This window comes from Ruegeria sp. YTSC325 (assembly GCF_059609525.1).
On sequence record NZ_JBXWLY010000003.1, the window covers coordinates 1 to 20,870 of the forward strand.

Annotated in this window: 24 protein-coding genes; 10 read left to right on the forward strand and 14 right to left on the reverse strand. The window is 57.3% G+C overall.

Annotated features, from left to right (window positions below):
* Positions 1-343: 343 nt before the first annotated feature.
* From AC2FF7_RS05170 to AC2FF7_RS05195, 6 genes are read left to right on the forward strand one after another with little or no spacing between them, the layout of a single operon-like run.
* On the forward strand, positions 344-646 hold the full coding sequence (locus AC2FF7_RS05170) for a hypothetical protein (RefSeq protein ID WP_496905301.1): 303 nt from the start codon (positions 344-346) through the stop codon (positions 644-646).
* A 7-nt stretch (positions 647-653) separates the two neighbouring features.
* Complete coding sequence (locus AC2FF7_RS05175) at positions 654-1,487, forward strand: terminase large subunit domain-containing protein (RefSeq protein ID WP_496905302.1); 834 nt, start codon at positions 654-656, stop codon at positions 1,485-1,487.
* Between the two features lie 29 nt (positions 1,488-1,516).
* Complete coding sequence (locus AC2FF7_RS05180) at positions 1,517-2,308, forward strand: hypothetical protein (RefSeq protein WP_496905303.1); 792 nt, start codon at positions 1,517-1,519, stop codon at positions 2,306-2,308.
* The gene (locus tag AC2FF7_RS05185) at positions 2,308-2,832 is read left to right on the forward strand and encodes a hypothetical protein (RefSeq protein WP_170756416.1); all 525 of its coding nucleotides are present in this window, start codon (positions 2,308-2,310) and stop codon (positions 2,830-2,832) included. The genes AC2FF7_RS05180 and AC2FF7_RS05185 overlap by 1 nt, the downstream gene beginning before the upstream one ends.
* Positions 2,832-3,128 carry a hypothetical protein gene (locus AC2FF7_RS05190; protein WP_496905304.1) on the forward strand — a complete coding sequence of 99 codons (297 nt, stop codon included), beginning with the start codon at positions 2,832-2,834 and terminating at the stop codon, positions 3,126-3,128. Before AC2FF7_RS05185 ends, AC2FF7_RS05190 begins: the two co-directional genes overlap by 1 nt.
* 26 nt (positions 3,129-3,154) lie before the next feature.
* Positions 3,155-3,364 carry a hypothetical protein gene (locus AC2FF7_RS05195; protein ID WP_496905305.1) on the forward strand — a complete coding sequence of 70 codons (210 nt, stop codon included), beginning with the start codon at positions 3,155-3,157 and terminating at the stop codon, positions 3,362-3,364.
* A gap of 637 nt (positions 3,365-4,001) precedes the next feature.
* On the opposite strand, the gene AC2FF7_RS05200 is transcribed toward AC2FF7_RS05195, so the two are convergent.
* The 12 genes from AC2FF7_RS05200 to AC2FF7_RS05255 all read right to left on the reverse strand — a co-directional run bounded on the left by AC2FF7_RS05200 (position 4,002) and on the right by AC2FF7_RS05255 (position 14,691).
* Entirely contained in the window at positions 4,002-4,262 is a 261-nt protein-coding gene (locus AC2FF7_RS05200; protein WP_496905306.1) for a hypothetical protein, read from the reverse strand.
* A complete protein-coding gene (locus AC2FF7_RS05205) occupies positions 4,259-4,840 on the reverse strand; it encodes a hypothetical protein (protein WP_496905307.1) in 582 nt (193 codons plus the stop codon). Before AC2FF7_RS05205 ends, AC2FF7_RS05200 begins: the two co-directional genes overlap by 4 nt.
* Entirely contained in the window at positions 4,837-7,047 is a 2,211-nt protein-coding gene (locus tag AC2FF7_RS05210) for a DNA polymerase (RefSeq protein ID WP_496905308.1), read from the reverse strand. The genes AC2FF7_RS05205 and AC2FF7_RS05210 overlap by 4 nt, the downstream gene beginning before the upstream one ends.
* Positions 7,040-7,552: a hypothetical protein gene (locus tag AC2FF7_RS05215; RefSeq protein ID WP_496905309.1), complete on the reverse strand. Its 513-nt coding sequence runs from the start codon at positions 7,550-7,552 to the stop codon at positions 7,040-7,042. Before AC2FF7_RS05215 ends, AC2FF7_RS05210 begins: the two co-directional genes overlap by 8 nt.
* Positions 7,553-7,876: 324 nt before the next feature.
* Positions 7,877-9,469 (reverse strand): MTBMA_p00010-related P-loop-containing protein, encoded by a 1,593-nt coding sequence (locus tag AC2FF7_RS05220; RefSeq protein ID WP_496905310.1) that lies wholly within the window; start codon positions 9,467-9,469, stop codon positions 7,877-7,879.
* 96 nt (positions 9,470-9,565) lie between these two features.
* Positions 9,566-10,429: a bifunctional DNA primase/polymerase gene (locus AC2FF7_RS05225; protein ID WP_496905311.1), complete on the reverse strand. Its 864-nt coding sequence runs from the start codon at positions 10,427-10,429 to the stop codon at positions 9,566-9,568.
* A complete protein-coding gene (locus tag AC2FF7_RS05230) occupies positions 10,429-10,836 on the reverse strand; it encodes a hypothetical protein (protein ID WP_496905312.1) in 408 nt (135 codons plus the stop codon). The genes AC2FF7_RS05225 and AC2FF7_RS05230 overlap by 1 nt, the downstream gene beginning before the upstream one ends.
* Positions 10,833-11,291, reverse strand: coding sequence for a hypothetical protein (locus AC2FF7_RS05235; protein ID WP_496905313.1), 459 nt, complete (start codon positions 11,289-11,291; stop codon positions 10,833-10,835). Before AC2FF7_RS05235 ends, AC2FF7_RS05230 begins: the two co-directional genes overlap by 4 nt.
* A 131-nt stretch (positions 11,292-11,422) precedes the next feature.
* Positions 11,423-11,641, reverse strand: a complete 219-nt coding sequence (locus tag AC2FF7_RS05240) for a hypothetical protein (RefSeq protein ID WP_496905314.1) — start codon at positions 11,639-11,641, stop codon at positions 11,423-11,425.
* Between the two features lie 87 nt (positions 11,642-11,728).
* On the reverse strand, positions 11,729-12,187 hold the full coding sequence (locus AC2FF7_RS05245; RefSeq protein WP_496905315.1) for a hypothetical protein: 459 nt from the start codon (positions 12,185-12,187) through the stop codon (positions 11,729-11,731).
* Positions 12,184-13,707, reverse strand: coding sequence for a tyrosine-type recombinase/integrase (locus AC2FF7_RS05250; RefSeq protein WP_496905316.1), 1,524 nt, complete (start codon positions 13,705-13,707; stop codon positions 12,184-12,186). Before AC2FF7_RS05250 ends, AC2FF7_RS05245 begins: the two co-directional genes overlap by 4 nt.
* Positions 13,708-13,935: 228 nt before the next feature.
* The gene (locus tag AC2FF7_RS05255; protein ID WP_480865716.1) at positions 13,936-14,691 is read right to left on the reverse strand and encodes a 3-hydroxyacyl-CoA dehydrogenase; all 756 of its coding nucleotides are present in this window, start codon (positions 14,689-14,691) and stop codon (positions 13,936-13,938) included.
* A gap of 206 nt (positions 14,692-14,897) precedes the next feature.
* On the opposite strand from AC2FF7_RS05255, the gene AC2FF7_RS05260 reads away from it, so the two are divergent.
* A complete protein-coding gene (locus AC2FF7_RS05260) occupies positions 14,898-15,926 on the forward strand; it encodes a hypothetical protein (RefSeq protein WP_496905317.1) in 1,029 nt (342 codons plus the stop codon).
* A 73-nt stretch (positions 15,927-15,999) separates the two neighbouring features.
* Here AC2FF7_RS05260 and tyrS read toward each other — a convergent pair whose 3' ends face one another.
* Positions 16,000-17,244 carry a tyrosine--tRNA ligase gene (tyrS, locus tag AC2FF7_RS05265; RefSeq protein ID WP_170752715.1) on the reverse strand — a complete coding sequence of 415 codons (1,245 nt, stop codon included), beginning with the start codon at positions 17,242-17,244 and terminating at the stop codon, positions 16,000-16,002.
* A gap of 181 nt (positions 17,245-17,425) precedes the next feature.
* Between tyrS and AC2FF7_RS05270 the strand changes: the two genes are divergently transcribed.
* Genes AC2FF7_RS05270 through AC2FF7_RS05280 form a run of 3 tightly spaced genes read left to right on the forward strand, consistent with a single transcriptional unit; the run spans position 17,426 to position 19,971 of the window.
* Entirely contained in the window at positions 17,426-18,538 is a 1,113-nt protein-coding gene (locus AC2FF7_RS05270; RefSeq protein WP_496905318.1) for an anhydro-N-acetylmuramic acid kinase, read from the forward strand.
* A 40-nt stretch (positions 18,539-18,578) separates the two neighbouring features.
* The gene (locus AC2FF7_RS05275) at positions 18,579-19,343 is read left to right on the forward strand and encodes a hypothetical protein (protein WP_496905319.1); all 765 of its coding nucleotides are present in this window, start codon (positions 18,579-18,581) and stop codon (positions 19,341-19,343) included.
* On the forward strand, positions 19,336-19,971 hold the full coding sequence (locus tag AC2FF7_RS05280; RefSeq protein WP_496905320.1) for a hypothetical protein: 636 nt from the start codon (positions 19,336-19,338) through the stop codon (positions 19,969-19,971). The genes AC2FF7_RS05275 and AC2FF7_RS05280 overlap by 8 nt, the downstream gene beginning before the upstream one ends.
* Before the next feature lie 6 nt (positions 19,972-19,977).
* Here the strand turns inward: AC2FF7_RS05280 and AC2FF7_RS05285 are convergent, their stop codons facing one another.
* A complete protein-coding gene (locus AC2FF7_RS05285; RefSeq protein WP_480865711.1) occupies positions 19,978-20,868 on the reverse strand; it encodes a fatty acid desaturase in 891 nt (296 codons plus the stop codon).
* Between the last annotated feature and the right edge of the window lie 2 nt (positions 20,869-20,870).

The following is a 20,870-nucleotide window of genomic DNA, read 5'->3' on the forward strand; positions in this document are numbered from 1 at the left end:
GCCTCCATTTTCTCGCGTTCGGTCATGAGGCAGGCTTACCGCATCCTGAGCGCACCGTCGATGCGGATGACCTCTCCATTAATTACCCTTTGCAATAAGGTGAATTGTTACAGTCATTCCATTTTTATTCATACAAAGCGCCCGTTTTTCGTGTTATATGGTAACGACAGGGCGACGTCTGTTGGCGTCTGCCTAACGTCTATACAGCGTCAAACGGTTGCGAGTATCGGTGAAAAAGCGTCCACCAACATCAGGCACCTTCAAGAAGGGCGATCCTCGGGCAAGAGCGGCTTCCAAGAAGGCGCGACGGGGTGGTCCGAGAAGTGTTGTTGATCCGACCTTCATGGACAAGATCAGGGCTATGGCTCCGCAGGCTGAAGCGGCCCTGGTGCGTGGTCTTGAGGAGGGCGACACCACATGCGTTCGTCTGGTGGTCGAGAGGCTGGCACATGTCGATCTGGTCAAAGACTTTGAAACGACAGAACTGATCGATGGTCTTCAGAAAGCGAATGCATCCCTGACAGCTGAGATCGAGGAGTTGCGCACCCAGTTGGCGCGCGCTCAAGAGGAGCAGTTCTTTGGTAAAACGGTCGGTGGCGATGCGGACAGCACTGGAGAGCGTCCGCCAAACAATCGCACGAACTGAGGCGATATTGGCAGCTGGTTCGGCACCCGATCCGGTTGTTTGGACCGAGCAGGCGCTTGGCATCACGCTGGACGACTTTCAGATCCGCATCATGCGTTCTCAACATCATCGGTTGTGTGTGATTGCCTGCCGACAGTCGGGCAAGAGCGTCATCACCGGAGCGAAAGCAGCCTATTCGGCCTACACACAACCAGGGCTTAGGGTGATCGTCGTTTCGCCTTCATTCCGACAAAGCCAGTTGTTGTGCAATAAGATCCAGGACGCTTTGGACGGGCAGGGCGTTTATTCGGAGCGCGTGCGGGAAAAGCTGACCTTGGCAAACGGTTCAACCGTAACTGTTTTGCCTGGTGACCGAGCCAGTACCCTGCGGGGATATACAGCAGATTTGTTGATCTGCGACGAGATCGGTTTCATCAAAAGCGAGGAGCTGGTTCCGGCCATCATGCCGATGGTGACAGCCTCGCAGGGCAGGTTGATCGCGGTCAGCAGTCCAAACGGTCCGAGTGGATTTTTGCATGAACTGTTTCATCAAGACGGCGTTGAAACCATGCAGGTTGCAGCCAAAGACGTGAAGCATTTCGATCCTGCGGTGATTGCCGAGATCCGAGGGCGTCTTGGACCGGCTATGGCCCGTCAGGAATTGGATGCTGAATTTGTTGCGTCTGCCAGCAGTGTGTTCGATGCGTCGGCACTGGACGCAATGTTTGCCCCCGATGTGGATCTGAAGGTTGAAGGCTCGGATATCCCTGCGCAGGAGACGGCATTGGAACAGCGGTTTCGGAAACTTCAGCAGGACGAGGACAACGACAAACGTCGATCAATGGGGTGGCCACGGATATGAGACGACGCAGGCAGATTAAACGAGATCGTATGCATGGCCGTGTTTATGCGATTTCAGGCGGCCAGCCTAACCAGCCGTTGGTCTGTATGGTGGCCGAGGTCTTCTGGGGCGAGACTGAAGACGACTGGCAAACCTGGTTAGACCCACAGGTGATATCGGTGCAGAAATGCTGGTTTGCGGCAAAAGATCATGCGGCCCTGCGCAGTTGGATCAAAGCGGACCGGCAGGCATGGCGGGATGAAGTTCTGACGCGGGAACACCTGCCCGTGATTATCTTACTAGATGTTAGTCAGGCTCCGGCGTCTGTGGAATTGCTAGAACCCCTGCGTGATGGTCAGACCAATATCACCGCGATCATGCTAAATGCGGGCACTGACAATGCGCTGGTGAACACGAGACAAGCGCAATCGGCGACGATATCGGTGGGTGCAAAGTGGTTGATCTCGTACTTTGACGGGCGTGTTGCAAAAGATCCTGCGCAGGCACTTCGATACAGTCGGCCCTATGTGCCTGACAGGATTGTCATGTCCTTCGATGATTTCGTCGACGGAGATCCCCCGCTTATGGATCGTAAGGATATCCGGTCCAGCATGTCTGCGGCTGAAAGTCTTATGAAAAAGGCGACCAAGGCGGATGGTGAGGCGCTGTTGGCCCTATCAGCCGATGAGGTCGTCGCGTCGTCTGTCATGTTTACGCTTTTGGCACCCGATATGTGTCGGCCTTCGGCGGACTATCAGCCGCCAGGGTCCAATGTCTATGGCGGCATGGGCCCCGAGGAACGGCGGCGTGCGGGCGCGAAGCTGGTTGCACGGGGTGCCTGATGCGCATTGCGGCCACCGATATCGGCCAGAAAACGGACCCTACGGCCCATGTTCAGCTTAGGCTTGAGGATGATATCTGGTTGGTCGAGTTGGTGCGGCAGTTGCCCCTTCAGACGTCGTTTCGGGATATGGCAGACATGCTTCAACCCGATGTGGACCGCGTTTCGCACTGGGCATACGACAGCGGTGGAACAGGGCAGTCGTTTGCGGAGTTTGTCGACACCTCCGGCCTGCGGGCTGTTGTTCCTATCGTCATAAGCGGTGGGCAGGCAAAGCCCCATATCGTGAAAGGGCGAGTTGTTGCGTCAAAAGCTGGCCTGATCGGTGGGCTGCAACAGATGATGTATCACCGCGAACTGGTCGTTCCTCAAGACTGTCCTGGTCGATCTGTCCTTATGAGTGAAATGCAGAACTTTGTGCGCAAGCCAAACGGTCGGCACACGAAAATGGAAGCCGCTGGCAATAGTCATGACGATACCGTTTTGGCGTTGGCAATGGCGGCGTTGTTGGCACGGAGGGTGTAATGCGGAAAAGCTGTAATGTGGGTATTCCCTCGAATGTCAGTCCGGAACAGTATTTGTTTCAGCGTGTGTTGTTCCTTCAGGTCACCGATGCACTAGGGCACACCTATGCGAGTTCACCGGGACAGCGTAGTGATCTGATCCATACAGCGCGCAAATGGTTGTGCTTTGGCGAAGACATGGTTCTGGTCTCGACCTTTGCAGGCTTTGACGCTGACACCGTAAGGCTTTGGGCAATCAAACAGCGCGATCGAGGCTGGCCAGACGCCATCGCACATCCGCAGTTGGACGCCGCATAAACCTGTTGATCTGGCTGCATCGTGGAATGGCGGTGCTTGTTCGGTCTACGCACAAGGATTTTGACGGACAGGCGATCCGTGCCCACCCGATGCAGATGGCTCGTCTGTCCTCACTTCTGCGGAAAGTCGTGCGTTCGGCAGTCCAGCGTGCGGTCGATATCGCCTGGACGCCGACGGGGGTTGAGATCTCGGAAATCGAGCGCGAGTTGGCAAAGCTGAAGCGCGCGATCCCATAAGTTATTTCGCACTTAATATTATTTGCGCCCTAAGTTACGCGCAGTCCCCCCGATGTAGACAGGACTGTTTTAAATCATTCGCGCGCGAATGATTTACTTTCGGAGGGGTATCAGACACGCGTGGCTGATACCTGCGCCCTGTGGTCCAGTTGCGTTCCAGATTTGGCGGGTTGGGGGGTATCAGCCCCCTGGGGCTGATACCTTTCTGAGGGGTCGTAAGAAGAGGTGTTGCGGTGCGCGGTTGGCTGGGTCAGGGGGGTATCATTCCCCTGGGAATGATACCTTTCTGAGGGGTCGTAAGAAGAGGTGTTGCGGTGCGCGGTTGGCTGGGTCAGGGGGGTATCATTCGCGCGCGAATGATACCCCTTGCCGTCGTCTTCAAACTGCGCGTCCTTAAAGATCGACAACGGCTATTTTGTGATCTTGGGGCGTGACAAAGGTGTGTCTTGCCTTGTGAAGCGCGGCTAAATCCCGCCCACTGCAGCTTCATCGCCGGTATCAGATCGTCTGATAACGGAAAAAGTTCTCGGGCAAACGCTGAACTCGGTAACAGTGCCCGATCCGACAGTCTTTACCTCGGCGTCTTTGCTGATACGGCCGGCAGCAATAAGCGTTAGCATGTGATTTCCCCTTTTGGTTAACGCTGGTCAGGTGGAAGTTTCATGCGTTCGAGCAGTTCGATCGCACGGTCGATCACGACTGAGCGCTTTTCGACACTCAGTCCGTTGAACAGCGGCGTGGAAACCGCGATCAATCGATGGTTTTCGGGGTCGACAGTGATTGCGAATGTGACCGTATCGACCAGGGGGTCGAGGATGTCGCGCAACTGGCCGTCTAGGGGCTGTTCGCTGGAACGCTTGGCTTTCGCCAGGATCCGTTTCGTCGTTTCCATACTCATACTATCTCACTTTCTCGGATTGCCTGTTTGATGGTGGTAAAGCCGTCGGTCTGCTCGTGGCGTATCCAGACGGGTTGATCCGCCCCCGCGATGCTGTTTGCCGCATCTTTTGCTGTCTCGGGTGGCAGGGTGCCGAACAATGTGCGCCATACCGCTTTTCGGAAGGCGGTGGCTTTTGGTGACCAGCTGATGAAGGTGATCACCGGCTGGTCGGCATCGGTTTCGATGATAAGGCGGACGCCTGGGTGACCACTCGCGCCATTAGAATATGCGTAGGCATCCAGCCCGATCACGTATTCAAACCCAGCCCGATGCAGGTCGATCGGTAGGTCGGCAGTGTCGACACCCCATCCAGCGCAGGTTTCGGATACACAGGTTGGCCACACACAGTCGCCGTTTTCGATCAAATCGTCCGAGCAGGCAGCGCAACGGATGTGGTGTCCGCTAACAAAGCAGTTAGGACAGGGCATATAGGTAGGTTTTTCCACGCCGCACCTTACTTTGCGGCTTTCCTGCCATGTTTCAGGTCGGTCTGCTCCGTAAAGCAGACCACATTCCGGGCATCCGTGTTTGGTCATTTCGTCTCCCCCCAAGTTTGACCGGTGTTTATGTCGACAAGGCCGCGCCACGGCGCTGTCGGATGGAACGACAACCAGGCGCGCGTCATTTTCTGAGCGACGAGCAAACGAAGACGGCGCTCAGTTTCTGGGTCGTCGTCGAACTCAAAGACGATCTCGTCATGAACCACGGCAACGATGCGGGTGGATGTGTCTTTGATAGCCTGGTCGATCATTGCGATCGCGCAGTTCAGAACTTCTGCACATGTTCCTTGCACAGGCAGATTGAGGCTGAAGTTCCGCTCAAAGCCGTTGATTGCATCTTCGATCGCGTAGTCGGGCAGTTCGTCCAGAACCGGGTCGTCGGCATCGCGTGCACGCCAATCAAACCACCACCTCCGACCGCCAAGCGTTGAGACGTATCCGGTCGACCGACAGGTTTCGATCAGGCCGCTTTGCCAGGCACGCAGCTGCGGATAGGCGCTGAAGAACCGGTTGATCAGGTGTTTCGCCTCAGCAAAATCCAGGCTCAAACCGAATGTTGCATTTGCATACTGTGCAAAGCCACGGGCACCCGCGCCGTAGATCAGACCGAAGGCACATGCTTTGGCAGCGGATCGTTCTGCTTTGGTCGGGTTGTCTGTTCCCATGACGAGCCGAGCGGTTCTGTCGTGCAGATCCTCACCACTTTGAAACGCGCCCCGCATGTTGGCATCGCCGGATTGTTCTGCCACCTCGCGCAGTTCTATCTGCGAGTAGTCCGCAGCCATCAGCTTCCGACCATCAGGAGCGGCAAAGATATCGCGATAGCCGGGCAGAAGAGGATTGCGTGCGGGTTGGTTTTGCAGGTTTGGACCGCTGCTTGCAGTGCGCCCTGTTCTCGCGCCGCCCAATTTGAACGAGGCGTGAATTCGACCATCAACGCCGATATTGGCAGCGAGGTTTGCACCGTATGTCGACAGGGCTTTGTCGAAGACTGCCAGTTCCCGGTATTCCGCAATTCCCGGTATTTCGCTGCCCCTCAGCTTGAGCGTTTGTGCGTCGGTAGACAGTTTTCCGGTTTTAGTCGTGGGCCAGGTTTGCAGTACCTCGACGGGTGCGGCCCCCTCGATATATGCAGCCAGCTGGTTTGGGGTTGGTTTGGCGTCTAGCTGTCGACGTGTAGCCTCGTACAGCCGCAAAACCGCATCGGTGTGGTGGGTGTTCCATTCAGCCACTTTCTCGGCGTGTGCGGCGCGATCAAACGGCATCCCGGCCAGTTCCATCCGTGCGTAGGCAACGATTGCGTTGTCCAGGATCCATTGCGCCTGAATGTCTTGTTCATCGAACCGCTGTTGCTGGAATTCCCAGAGTTTGAAGGCGATCAGAGGATCGGCAGCCGCATAAGCCAGCTGATCGAGGGTTAGTTCACCGCCCCAATCGGATGCGCCCAAGGTCTTTGGCAGGGCGAGGTCGAGATAGTTTCGCGCTGCATCGCCAAGACCCGGCCGAACAGCCCCATCGATCAGCACGCTGGCTGTCATCGTGTCGAAGATCCGCACCGTTGGCTCGATCCCGGCATCGAGCAAGAATTTCACGTCAAACGTCGCGTTATGCAGGGCGATCGCCGGTGTGTCAGTCACCAGAGGGACGAGGTTTTCGATCCCGCCATTCTTGCAATCGAACAGCACGATCGGGCCGATCCCGGCCCATGCCTGGACCAAACGGATATTAGAGCGCAGAGGATCCAGAGCAGCACCGGCAAGCCCGTCTTTTGGTTGGCGTTTGGCCACCGTGCCGGTCTTGGTGATTTTGACGGGGATCCACCCGATGTTGTCATCCGTTGGCGCTGTTTCCGTATCCAGAGCCAGACAGCCAGTGCGATCGGCGTTGCGCAGAAGGGTGTCGATGTGATCATCGGCATCGTTGGCCTCGACGACGATGACTTCGTGCTGGCCCAGAATGGCGGACACCTGGTTGCGCGCAGTCTCGTCGATGTTCGGGGTCACGAGCTTTGTGATCGTGTCGATGTTCTGGTCGATCCAGTGCGTCACTTCCGGATCGTCGCAGGTAAAACGAATACCTTGGCGCGGGTGGCGTTCGATTGTTCCTTCAGCCGCAACCAGCCGCCGCAAAGCTGTAGACGGACAGTTTATCCGTTTTGGTGCCCTGTTATTGGCGGGTCTAGGGGCATCCGTTCCACTATCCCCCCCGATACTGACCGATTTACGTGCGAATAGATCAGCCACGCGCTTTCTCCGCACGTTGCTGCATGAGGTCGATGAAGTCTTGGTGGTCCTTCAAGGATTGTTTGGTCGCTTCCAGTGCGGCAGGCAGGGTTCTGTATATTTCCCCGCTGTTCAGACCGACGTAGGTGTGGCCGTTGGCCTGTTTGAGGATCGCGCCGTGGGTGTCGAGGTGATCCAGAGGGGTCAGAGGGACAAGGAATTGGAGAGATGGGCAACAGTGCCAGGCAGGAATGTCGACTGCGTCGTAGGCAATACCCATCGGATCCTCATCCCATAGATAGCAGCACAGAAGGCTTGTTCCGGTCGTGTTAGGCAGCACGTCATGCAGAGCCAGCGGCCACCCGCACACATCGCAGGTGTTCTGGCTTTCGGTCTTGGCTATCAGCTCATTGTCCGACGTGTGGATCTCAAGTCCGGATCCAAAGCGGAGTTTGGCGTGGACAAGACGGTTGCCGTTGTCCAGATCCAGCAGCTCGTGGTTTGAAATCTCGATGTATTTACGCATGTGTTGTTCTCCTGCTTTCTTGGGCTGTCCGGTCTGGATTGCACTGGCCGGTGGTGGACCGGCTAGTCGACCGGCTAGTTATGTCTATGATTTCATTGACGTAATCCTGACTAGCCGGCTGGCCGGTGGTTTTTCGGGGGTATACAAAGGGGGGTATGTGTCTATTGCGATATACCCCGCCCCATACGCCCCCCCGGAAATCGACCGGATAGCCGGCTAGTGCCGATTTACTGTTTAGTTTCATGAAGATAACTAGCCGGTCGACTAGCCGGTCCACCACCGGCCAGTTGCACCGCACGCCGGCCAGCCGATGCGGGGTGCCGATCATGTGTCCTGCTCCATCTTGGCCTGTATCAGCGCAACGGGTGGCAATATCCAATGCCCTGCGTCGTCCAGCGTCTTTGGGCCGATGGATAGGCACGGGGGCTGTCTGGACCGGTTTTCGCTGTTGGTCAGAACACCAGCCTCGACAGCTTCACGCAGGCGTGCAGATGTTTGGCTGCTTTGTAGTCCAATCCGAACACTAATATCGCGGATTGGGATGGAGATCCCGACAGGCTGACCGAAACTGCAACCGGCACCGATGCTGGCCTGTCGTTCTACGATCAGTTCTTCGACGGCACGCACAAGGTCAATGATCTTGGAGTTTTGGGTTGCGTCGGCGTCGGCGCGCAGGGCGGGTTCGACGACAGAGCGCGCAATAGCGTAATCCTCGATCGAGGCGATCACATGCCCGTCGACAACATCGCGGTGCCGCTGGTGCAGAAGGGCAGATGCGCAGACCAGCGACAGGGTGTGTCGTAGATCGCGCCGATACCGAACGGCGTTGGTGTCGCTCAGGTCAGCGACCAGATCCGCAAAGGGGATTTGAACCCGGTTCACGCCGTATTGCAGATATTCGTGAAACAGGCGTTCTGCCTCGACAGCGTGATCGATGGTTGGATCTCGGTCGAGGGGCTGGAAAGCTGCGGCGGTTCGTGCCCCGATAGCTTTGGTCTGTAGAACGCTTTCGTCGCTTGGGATCGTAATGACCCGGTTTGCCAGTTCTTCTTGCAGCTCGGTCGTGCTGGTCATAACGAGTGCGACCGGGCCTTCGGCGTATTGCTCGGTAGAGATCCACCCACCGTCGGGATCTGGCACCCGCACGATACGCTTTGCCAGCTGGTCCTCCATCAGTTCACGGAAGGCGGTCTGCAAGGCGTTGTCTTTGTCGTCGCGTTGCAAGAGCGAGGCTTCAGCCAGAAACAGGACCGTGTTTGCAATAGGGTTTGGCGTGTCAAATAGGGCCGTGGCCGACATGTCCGTGATTTTGTCGACAGCAGCCTGCGGCAACAGCTTCAACGTCTGCGCAACAACGAATGATTTCCCGCTGGATGACGCGCCGGTGACCAGCAGGTGGATCGGTTTTTCCATGCTGCGTGTGGTTGCTGCGAGGATCGTCGCGGTAATGACGGGTTCTTCATTGGCCACACCCAGGCGGTGGACGAGCCGGATGATGCGTTTGATCGGATAGGGATCATCCAGCAGATCAGGAACAGCCCCCTCGATATAGGCAATCCGTTCTTGGCGCTGTCTTTCGCGTTCGGCTGCCAGGGCTTCGTCGTCGGTCTGTTCCTCGGGGGTCGTCTTGCCAGCCAGGATCTTGTCCAGTTCCGCTGCGTTGACGGACCATTTGGCGGACTTGAGGGTCGACAGGATCTTGTTCCGCATCCCCGGCAAATTCGCGCCGCCTGATGTGCGTAGCAGCTTCAGTTCGTCCAGGAGGCTGTCCACATCGTCGACATCTAAAGCGTCTATGCGGCTGGTGATAATCTCCAGCACATCGTTGTTGCCTTGGGCGCTGGCATACGGGCTGTCTTCGGTTTCGATCGCATCCGGGTCGAGTTCGTCGAAGTCGTCAGGATTTTGATGGTTCATGTGATTTATCCCTTTGCAACGGAGACGTTGTCCGTTGCGTTGTCTTTGTTTCGGTGGGTAATGGGGCGTCATTCCACTGCGCCCCAATTTCCGAGGCTATTCGCCGAAGATCCGGTCGAGTGTTCGATCGGTGTAGTTGTCAGAGGCGTCGACGTATTCGATCAGACCGGGCGCATAGAACCGCAGGGCAGCCAGGTATTCGTCGGAAGTCCGGCCAGCCCGACACGCGATGTTGGCGGTTGTCCAGACAGCGTCGTGGCGACCGAGGCCGCTGCACATAGCGTCCGCCGTGATCATTTTCGTGATCTCAAGCCAATCGAGGCCCATCGCCTGGAGTTCAGACGCGCGCTCGAACCAATCAAACGATCCACCGCCTGCGCTGTTTGTTCTCCGTGCCTGCCTTAGCGGGGCAAGGATTGGGGCAGCTTCGGCCAGAAACGTATCGATCAGAGCACCGCTGACGATGGGGATTTCCGCATCGTTTATTGCCAGGTTCATCGGCGATTTATCCGGCCACAGGTATGGGCGTCCTGCTCGTGCGTGCCACCCGAACAAAGCCACCTGGCCCGATCCGCTGAATATCTCGATCGGGTGCGGTTTCCGGCTGCGCGTTGTCCCGTCTGATCGAAAGATAGTCAGGGACTTTGGTGCCATACCGATGCGGACCAACGGGGTCTTGCCAAGCACGGCATCACGGATTTCAGAAACCTGGCTGGCGATAGTGTCGTCGAGGATATCGACGTCGACGGCACAAAGCGTTTTCTGGACAGCAATGCCGCACGCCTCGTCAGGCAGGGCACAGACGGCGTTTTCGACCTCGTACAGTTCCCAGGGGCGATCGTTGAGTTCGTTCCAGCCTCCGACAGAGGGGATCTTTGTTTCAGCACGCAACGGAATGGGTCGATACCCACCCCGATGCAGTTCGATCGCTGTTTCAGCGAATGTTGTTGGCGCGGACATCAGAGTGGGATGTCTTCGTATGGCGTCCGAAACACGTCCACCAGTTGTTGACACAGACCACGGAGCGCCTTCCGTTCATCCTCGTCTGGATAGAAGTGCGCATCCTCCCGTGGGTCTTTGACTTGAATGCCGTCGGAGTGGTTTTCGGGGCGTCTGGGTACGTTACCGAGCGATTGGATCGTGTGCAGTATAGGTTCCGCTGCCAGAAGCACATCATCAATGGCACGGCAGTTTTCAGCGACCTTCACGGCGATCTTGATCAGCTCGTTTTCCACATCGCACAAACGCTCGTACTCATCTGGGTCGCGGGTGGCGTGTTCCGCTTCCACGATAGTCAGGAGGGATTGGGCCAGGGAACGCACGATACGACGGGTGGTATCTAGATCGTGTCTTGTTTCGCGGTTCATGCTGCACCGCCTTCCACGCCGATATCGGCAGGCCGAGCAGCTTTGATCGTGTTTCGGGTTTTGTCGTTGGCGGTGCGAACACCCAGTTGGACCATCACGACAACCCCGATGCAGCTTTTCAGGACTGCGTTCGGATCTCCGGCGGCATCGACACCACAAGCGCCGATCAGTTCTTTTGCGATCGCGGTGTTTTCTTCGGCCAGTTCGACGTTGGCTGCGCTGGTTGATTGCACCATCATTGCCCAAGGCCGGACGATCTCGTCGCCGTCGGTTTTGAAGCTGATAGTCATGAGATCGTTGCCGCGCGCATTGCGTTCGATGCGACCGTCTTCGATCTTCAGGGTGTAGACGCCGGGCTCTAAGACGGTAGGGCGGTTGGCCGCTGCGCCGTCAAAGCTGAAGCTGGTCTTGGTCGATTTGGGCTTCTGCCGGAAATCTTTTATATTTGAAGACATGTGATTTTCTCCCTTGGCCCGTGCTGTTTTGGCGCGGGTTTCTTTTGAGGATTTGAGGTAACGGAGTGTTCATCCGTGGATGACTGCGGTTTGGACGGGCTGTTTTGCGCCCCATTCCATTATGCAGTCGATTATGCCGCTTGATCGGGTTCGATCAGGCCACGTTCGACCGCCTCATCGAGGCTATCCCCGATCAGTAGAAGCGAACCTTCAATTTTCGTGGCTTTGTAGACGCCGCTTTGGATGCGCCGATACAGTGAGGGCCGGCTTCCAAATCCGCGTTCTTCGGCTTCGGTTAGGGTCACCAGGCGACCAGACATCGGGCCGCGTGGTGTGTTTTCTGTCTGCATTTGGAGTCTCCGTATGAATCAGGACACTTCAACGCATACCTATTTGGAAAAACTCACCGTGTTACGCATCGGCGGTGAATTACGTTTTTATTTGAACAGACCGACTTTTTTCATCCGCGCTCGGATGGTGGCCGCGATCGGAGCTTCTTCTTTTTTCTCTTTGCCCGGCAGAAACGCATCGGCACAGCCCATTTCGCGCTCGATGATCCCGATAATCTCGTGGCGTGGTTTGGTTTCCGACAATTCCTGAAAGCGTGCCTCCCAGGGCTGCCAGAACGCATCGGTTTTTGCCCGGCGTTTGTCTCCTGCCTTTTGGGACGCCGTCTTTGCCTGATCGAGCCGGTCTTTGGCCTGCTTCAGCAGCTCGGTCACATCCCCATGCGATACGGATAGTTTGGCCAACAGATCCGTTGCCCAGTCGTTATACCAGGCCAGTTCTTCACGCAGGGCGTCGTTCTCGGCCAGCAGTTCGTCATAGGTCGGGTCTGGCTCAATGACCGGTGGTTTGCCGCGAACAGCCCACCCGCCGAGCTTTGGCGACCTCATTGCGCACCTTTCAGCGTTACGACGTTGTTCGTGCTTTCGCTGGCATGGATGAAGTCGCACCAGCGCTGGACAGCGACACGGGCGAGGCTTTCCATATTGGCGGTGCCTGAATAGTCGTCGTCGACCCCGCTGACGTGGTGGTTTGAGACGGCATCCCGTATTTCCTTATTCACCCCGTTTTCGCGCAGCCAGGTCAGCCCACGACGTCGACCCGCGTGCGATGTAAACCGATCGTCAACTTGAAAGGCAGCACGGTTGGCCGCGATCGTATGGATCGGGGTTTGCTTTGCGATGGGCGCGTTTGCGATCTTTGACGACGGAAACACCCATTCGGTGCCAGGGTTTTCAGCACGGCGGCGTTCGAGCAGCGCGACGGACTGCTCGGACAAATAGACCTTGTGTTCATGTCCGTTCTTTGCGCGCTCGGCAGGCAGCGTCCAGATTTTGCGCTCAAGATCGATCTCTTTCCAGGATATTCCGGCGATCTCGTTGACACGGGCGAAGGTTTGAAGCTGGAGCAGCAAAGCGTCGTTGTTGGGGCCGGGCGTGTTGATCAGGTTTTCAGCGTAACGCTGGATCTCCTCGTTTGAACTAACGTACCGTTTCGTCTCATGCGTGACGATCTCGGTGACTTCCGGCATCGGGTTTTTGATCTCGTTGGGCACCCAGTTTTTGGTGATGCGGAGCTTTGCACGCTTTGGCGGCTTTTTTCTGGCAACAGCGTTCATCACATGCAGCAGGCTGAACAGCTTTTGCTGTTGGCGCGGTGTTCCTTCCAGACCATCCAATAGCTCGTCAATCACCGCTGCATTGAAGTCGACGAGAGGCATGTCGCCATATTCGGGCAGCAGAAATCTTTCGATCAGCCGCTCGTCGTCATACGCGGACCGCTTGACCGGCTGGCCATCGATGTTGGTGGCATAGGCGTATTCGTGCAGGTATTTCTCGCAAAGCCAGCGGACCGTGTATTCGGTTTCGCTATGGCCGAGAGGTTTAAGCATTGCAGCCAGGGGCAGGGGTTTGCCTTCGTCGTCCGTGAAGGGCAAACCGTCCTTGCGCCGGGCATCCAGTAGCTTCCAGATGTGCCGGGCGTCTTTGATCTTCACCAGTTCAGCTGTGCCGTATTTGTCGATCAGAACTTTTTCGGCGTCACTTGGTTTATTGTCGTCGGACCCTTCGGCAGGTCCGGCTTTGTCCGTTGGCAGGCTGTATGCCCCGATGCGGATTTCCACCTGCTTTTTCGCCTGGGGGCAGACCGTCCGATACAGCCAGTATCGTCCGGTAGACTTACCGTGCCGCATTATCAGACCGCGCCGCTTTTCGTCTTTCATCGGCCGTGCTCCAGGCTGAAGCGCGTCATAGTCCTTATTGGTCCGGTCTTTTGATTTGTCGGTCGCTTCGATCGCGTCGATCGCAGAATTGATCAGGTTCGTCGCAGATGGATTGCCCTTCAGCAGATCATGCGCTTCCCATAATAGTTGTCTTGCCTGTTCTTCTTTCTTATTCAGTCTTCGAGCCACGGTAGTTCTCCTAACTTGACGTGGTTCCGGCTCGTCGGCGTTCCAGCGCTGACGGGCCACCACAGAGTGTCAGATTGGTATAAACCCCATTCCATTTCCGTTCCACTTTAGCCTGACACGGCCTGATAAATTGTGATCTGAATAGACTTTGGCGTGGGGCTGATGCTGCGGACAGGATTTCCGCAGGCATCGTTTTTTATCGTTATTTATCAGAGTTTTGCGTGGCGTTCATCGCATCCTGAGCGCCCCGTCGATCCGGATGACCTCTCCGTTAAGATAGCCCATTTCCACGATGAACCCGACGAGTCGCCCGTATTCGCGCGGATCGCCCAGACGAGCAGGGTTGGGCACATCGGCGGCCAGCTGTTGCTGTACCTCTTCAGGCAGCCCAGCCAGCATGGGGGTCATGAAGATGCCCGGCGCAATTGCCATCACACGAATGCCCGAGGACGCCAGATCGCGCGCCATGGGCAGGGTCATGCCTACGACCCCGCCTTTCGAAGCCGCGTAAGCGGCCTGGCCTTTTTGTCCATCAAACGCAGCGATTGAGGCGGTATTGATGATCACACCACGCGCGCCATCGGGTTCGGGGTCATTCTTGGCCATCTCGACCGCCGCCAGGCGGGATACGTTGAATGTGCCGACTAAGTTGATGTCTATGGTGCGTTGAAACGCGTCCAGAGGATGTGGGCCCTCTCGTCCAACTGTCTTGACGCCCACAGCGATCCCGGCGCAGTTCACGGCTGCGGTAATGCGTCCCATCCGCTCAACTGCGAAGGCCATTGCTTTGGAAACAGATGCTTCGTCGGTGACGTCCGTTGGTGTGAAATGGCCACCGATCTCGGCTGCGACCTGCGGGCCACGGTCGGCATCGCGGTCCAGAATCGTTACCTGCGCGCCCTTATCCGCGAAATGGCGTGCTGTAGCTTCGCCCAGTCCCGAGGCGCCTCCGGTGATCACGGCGGCGGTGTTCGATAGCTGCATTGCAGGTTCCTCCGAGTGATATGAACAAGTGTTCATTAACTTGGCAACCCCCTCGGTGTCCAGTGATCGAGCATGGGTTTGTTGTGTCTGGGGCGCAAAACCTAAAGGTATTCTCATATTCGGTTAATCCGCCTTTCACGCCCGGTCGCCACTTCGTGACTGAAGAAATTCGGGAATTTGAGTGTTTTGCGATTGGAGGTGCTGTGATGCGAAAATTTTTGAAAGGTAGTGCTTGCGGGCTGCTTGTCGTCCCGTTGGCTGGAGTAATTTATGTAGGCGAGGTCGCTGCTGCGACAGAGACCTGTAACTGGAAAACGGCGCGCGACGCGACCAAACGAGGAGACTACGCGTCTCTGTGCGAATGCGCGCAAGTAACACCCAGCTTTCTGGAACGTCTGCAGCGACAGGCGGATTTCGATACCACGCTGCGGGTCACCAGCGAACAATGCCCGGGCCTGACCGGTTTGCTGACCGATCTTCCGACTGCTTCGATAGGTGCAACGGGTTTGAACGGAGAAAGCCGCAGCAGCGAACAGTTCGCGGATGCTGGTCCCGGAGCAGGGGGCGGCGGCCCCGGTGATGGCGGCGGCGATGGCCCCGGCAATGGTGGCGGCGGCGGTGATGGCCCCGGTAATGGCGGTGGAGGCGATGGTCCCGGTAATGGCGGCGGTGGCGACGGCCCCGGTAACGGCGGCGGCGGCGATGGTCCCGGTAACGGCGGCGGCGGCGATGGTCCCGGTAATGGCGGCGGTGGCGATGGCCCCGGTAACGGCGGCGGTGGCGATGGCCCTGGTAACGGAGGTGGCGGCGATGGCCCCGGTAATGGCGGCGGTGGCAACGGCGGCAACAACGGAGGCCCTGGTAACGGCAACGGCAATGGTGGCAACCCCGGAAACGGTGGTGGCAACAACGGGGGTTCTGGTCCGGGCACCGGCAACGGCGGCGGTAACAATGGGCAGGGCGGCGGCTCTGGAAACGGCGGCGGCGGCAACGGAAATGGCGGAAACAACGGAGGCGGTAACGGCGCTGGCGGTCAGGGGAACGGAGGCAACAATGGTGGCCCCGGTAACGGTAATGGAAACAACGGTAACCCCGGCAATGGCGGCGGCAACACTGGCGGTTCCGGCCCCGGCACCGGTAATGGCGGCAGCAACAATGGTCAGGGCGGCGGCTCGGGCAATGGAGGTGGTGGCAATGGCAACGGTGGGAACAATGGCAACCGTGGGAACCGTTAACTTAACCCGCATATGAAATGACAACGGCCACCCTGCAAGGTGGCCGTTTTTTTCAGGAACAGGCGTATGGGTTTTAGCCCAGTTGCACCAAAGCGTGACGTTTCTTCCCGGCGCTCAACTTGATCGGCGAAGACAGCGCGTCTGCGTCGATCATCAACCCTGCGTCGGTCAAGGGGGCGTCGTCCAGCTTGGCTCCGTTCTCGGCGATCAGGCGCTTTGCTTCTTTTCCGGACTTGGCCAATCCAGACTTCACGATCAGCTGAACAATCGAGGCAGGCAACTCAGCTGCTCCGACAGTCAGGGTCGGAAGATCATCGCCCACACCGCCTTTTTCGAAGACCTCACGCGCGGTTGCTTCGGCTGTAGCTGCGGCCTCGGCCCCGTGCAGTAGGGTCGTGACTTCGTTGGCGAGGCGGATTTTGGCTTCGTTGATCTCGGACCCTTGCAGCGCGGCCAGGCGGTCGCATTCATCGACGGGCAGTTCGGTGAATATCTTTAGGAAACGCCCTACGTCTGCGTCGGTGGTGTTGCGCCAGAATTGCCAGAATTCATACGCGCTGAGCATGTCTCCGTTTAGCCAGACTGCGCCCCCCTGCGACTTGCCCATCTTGCGGCCGTCACTGGTGGTCAACAGCGGTGTGGTCAGGCCGTAGATCTCGTGATCCAATACGCGGCGGGTCAGGTCGATACCGTTGACGATATTGCCCCACTGGTCCGATCCACCCATCTGCAGAACGCAGCTATAGCGGCGGTTCAGCTCTAGGAAGTCATAGGCCTGCAGGATCATGTAGTTGAATTCGAGGAAGCTCAGCGATTGTTCGCGATCCAGCCGCGATTTTACGGACTCGAAAGACAGCATCCGGTTGACCGAGAAATGCCGCCCGATATCGCGCAGGAAATCGAGGTAATTCAGGCTGTCCAGCCATTCCGCATTGTTCAGCATCAGCGCGCCGGTCTCGCTGTCATCATAGGACAGGTACTTGGCGAACACCTTCTGCATTCCTGCGATATTTGCGTCGATCTGTTCGGGGCCTAGCAGGGGGCGTTCATCCGACCGGAACGAGGGGTCACCCACCTTGGTCGTACCGCCACCCATCAGCGTGATCGGCTTGTGGCCGGTCTTTTGCAGCCAGCGTAGCACCATGATGTTCATCAGGTGGCCCACATGCAGCGACTGCGCCGTTGCGTCATAGCCGATATAAGCTGTTTGCACCCCGCTGATCAGCGCCTCGTCAAGGCCCTGATAATCGGTGCAGTCGGCGAGAAAGCCGCGCTCGATCATCGTGGCGATGAAATCCGATTTGGGGTGGTAGGTCATATCCGTGCCCTTTGGGTTTATGTTGCGGGGCAGTGTATAGGCGGTGGGGGTGGCAAGGAAAAGGCACCTTTTGCACGAAAAGCGCGCGCCACACCCGATGTGGCTTGCACTGTCTTCGCGTTACCGTGCAGGTTGAGGCCAACGCGCCGGATCAACGGGCGTGAGGAACACGAGGGCAAACATGGGTCGGGCGATCAGCAAAACAGGCGCAGTCAGGGCATTGGGCGCCATGTCGGGCACGTCTCTGGACGGTGTTGATACGGCTGTGGTCGAAACCGATGGTGTGCGCATTCTGGGCTTTGGTCCCAGCGGATACCGGGCCTATTCAGATGCCGAGCGCGCCATTTTACGGGCCGCGCTAGGCCAGTGGCACGGGCCCGACGTCGATGCCGCCGCCGAGTTGGTGACGGTTGCCCATGCCGAGGCGCTGTCCGAGTTTGACGAGATCGACCTGATCGGCTTTCACGGCCAGACCCTGGCGCATGAGCCGCGCGGGCGTGGGACGTTGCAAGTGGGCGACGGCGACGGTCTGACACAGGCGCTGGGTGTTCCGGTCGTGTGGGATTTCCGCAGCGACGATGTGGCGATGGGGGGCGAGGGTGCTCCGCTGGCGCCGTTCTTCCATTTTGCCTGCGCCAAGTGGATTGGCGCGACTGAACCCTTGTGTTTTCTTAACTTGGGCGGGGTGGGGAACCTGACCTATGTGGATACCAGCTTTGACGGCCCCGAGGCCCCCGGCGCGCTGCTGGCCTTTGACACCGGCCCGGCCAATGCGCCCGTGGATGACCTGATGCAGGCGCGGCTGGGCCTGCCGATGGACCGGGACGGCGCGCTGGCCCGCCAAGGGTCGGTCGAGGCGGGTGCGCTGGAGCTGTTTCTGTCCGAGCCGTTCTTTCGCAAGATGCCCCCCAAATCGCTGGACCGGAACGACTTTGCCGAGATGATCCGTCTGGTGCAGGAACTCTCGGACGCCGATGCCGTGGCAACCCTGACCGGCATGTGCGCCGCAGGCGTGATGCAGGGGATGGAGCATTGCCCCAAACCCCCCGCGCGTGTGCTGGTGACGGGCGGAGGCCGTCGAAATCCGGTGCTGATGGACATGCTGCGCGCGGGCCTCGATTGCGCGGTCGAGCCGGTCGAGGCCGTGGGTCTGGACGGAGATATGCTGGAAGCCCAAGCCTTCGCCTACCTCGCCGTCCGCGTGGCGCGGGGCCTGCCGACTTCTTGTCCGGGGACAACCGGGGTCAAAGCGCTTGTCGGTGGGGGTGTGGTGAGTAGTGTCGCCGCAGGCTGAGCCGGTTGTATTTTGAGGTACAACCTATAAGTTAGTTAACATGTTTTCGTTTTTGCGTTTTCGGTTTTTGAATGTGCCTGCATCGGCGTGTTTGTTTGTTTTGGCGAGCGTGGGAATAACCAAGGGCGCGGACCAAAAAATTTCTTTTCGTCAGTATATCCGTGGGGTCGAAGCTACACCGTTGTTGTATGAAAACGAGTCCGGGTGCGAAGCGCCCCAAAGGCTTGTTTCGATAACTTTTCAAAAGGAATATGAATCCCTTGGCACCAACTACGATCCATTTTTGCCACCAGAGTCGCGCCGTAAACCGGTCACAGTAAGAAGGTCGGGCAAGATTGAAGAAGACAAAACTGTTACACGGAGCGCAATAACTGTTTCGAGTGCGCGGTTTTCGAACACGGACACAGCTAGGGTGGAGTTTCGGAAGGCCAGCAGCCTTAACTTGAGCGGTAAGCTCTTTTTTTGCGAAAATAGCGGATTTCTTGCTTTTGTGCGCGCAACAATTGATTTGTCGGGAGACCTTGGAGATTTCACCGCCGGATCAGATTGGGTGTTGGAGCCATCCACTGATCAACTTCGGATAGGGTATGGAAGTTCCAATCTACTTTCCGAAGAAGGTGAAATAGAATCCACGGGCATATTTCCATTCGATTTTCACCACGGTAACAGTCCTGGAAGTTTGTACATCGAGTTTTTTGCAGCGGATGTTCCTTTCGACCAAAAGAGTGGCGGGGACACGATGCCAGTGGATGTTCGGGCATTTGTGGATTTTGATATCGTGCTGGCGAGCGACATAGATGAATAGCCGAGCATTTCTCTTGTGTGGCGTATTGTTCGTTGTACTAGGCCAAGTTGTTCATGCGCGCGAATGGAAGGTTGTCCCACCAGAAACACCCGACTCCAACGTTTCCATCCAGGTGGCGGAGCATGCTTGCCCCGAACATTTCGACCCGGTTTCATTGTCTGCGGAACTGAAGGGTTTTCGCAAAAATCCAATTGAAGACAAAAAACCGGGCAATTTTTTCCCCGCGGGGTCCAGTCGGGCGAGGTCAGAAGGCGCACCAGATCTCGATACGCGTGTCGCGGTGACGGCGTGTCTGTATCGATCATATTTTCTTCCAATCCAAGCAAGCGTGACGTTTCTTGGCGATTGGGGCGAGGAACGGAAAGAAGCGCTTGAAATCCAACTGAGCGCTGAGAGCCAAGAAGATGGCCTTCGGCTGGAATACAACACATACTTGTTGAGCGGGAGCCGTGCTTTGGATGGTCTGAGGGATGTCGATAAAGAAGCGATTGAGGCCAATGTGGCTGGTTTTCTGGTCTTTCGCTTCGGGTACGATCCTGTGCGCTTGACTGGGGAAAATCACGATGGCGATTTGGTTCATCTGAAATCCGCAAATTTCAGCTTTTTCGTTCCGGTTTTCACAGAATAATCTGCACTAACGCTCAACCGACCGCCCATACTCCACCGAAAACGCACCATACCCGTCTGACGTCGATTTCAAATGCGCTCGGGTCCACTTGTGTAACGCTGGTAGCTGGTGAAAAGGGACATTCGGAAAAGCGTGGTGCTCGGCGTGGTAGGGCATGTTCCAGGCCAGAAAGCGGATCAGGCGGTTGGTGAAGGTGGTGCGGGAATTCTCGAGCATATTTGCGACCGGCGGGCAGAGCCCGTGTTCGGCCAGAAGGTACAGCCTTAGAAAGGGCTGGCCGACCAGAACGGGGAGCAGCCACAGCCACCACAGCACGGGTGATATAAATAGGCTGACAAGCGCTATGGCGTAGAGGCCCAGCAGCACCCGCGCCTCCAGCCGCATGGCTTTGTGCTGACGCGCCGGTAGATAGGGCGCGTTGATCCGGCCACGAACATTTTGCACCAGAACCTGCGCCATGCCGCGCCAATAGGGCCAGCCGCTGAGGTAAATCAGCAGGCTAGGCCAGTTATCGGGCTTGGGTTTGCCACCCAGTTCGGGATCATTCTCGGGGTGGTTGGTCCATTTGTGATGGGCCAGATGAAAATAACGGAACCAGACAAAGGGCAGGGCAATCGGAGTCGCCACCAGATGGCCCACGACCTCATTCATCCAAGGGGATTTGAACGGCGTCTTGTGCGTGCATTCATGGCTGAGGGTAAAGAGGAAGACCAACAGGATACCCTGAGGCAGGATCAGCAAAGGCCAGAAAGGCACCCGCGCGATGATGCCGATACTGGTGGCAGACAACGCCAGTAGATACAGCGCCAGATGCCGCAGCCCGGCCGTGTTGGACCGCTCTTGTAGCTTGTCTTTAGTCTCGGCTGGAATGGACGCGATGAGGGCGCGGTGATCCATGG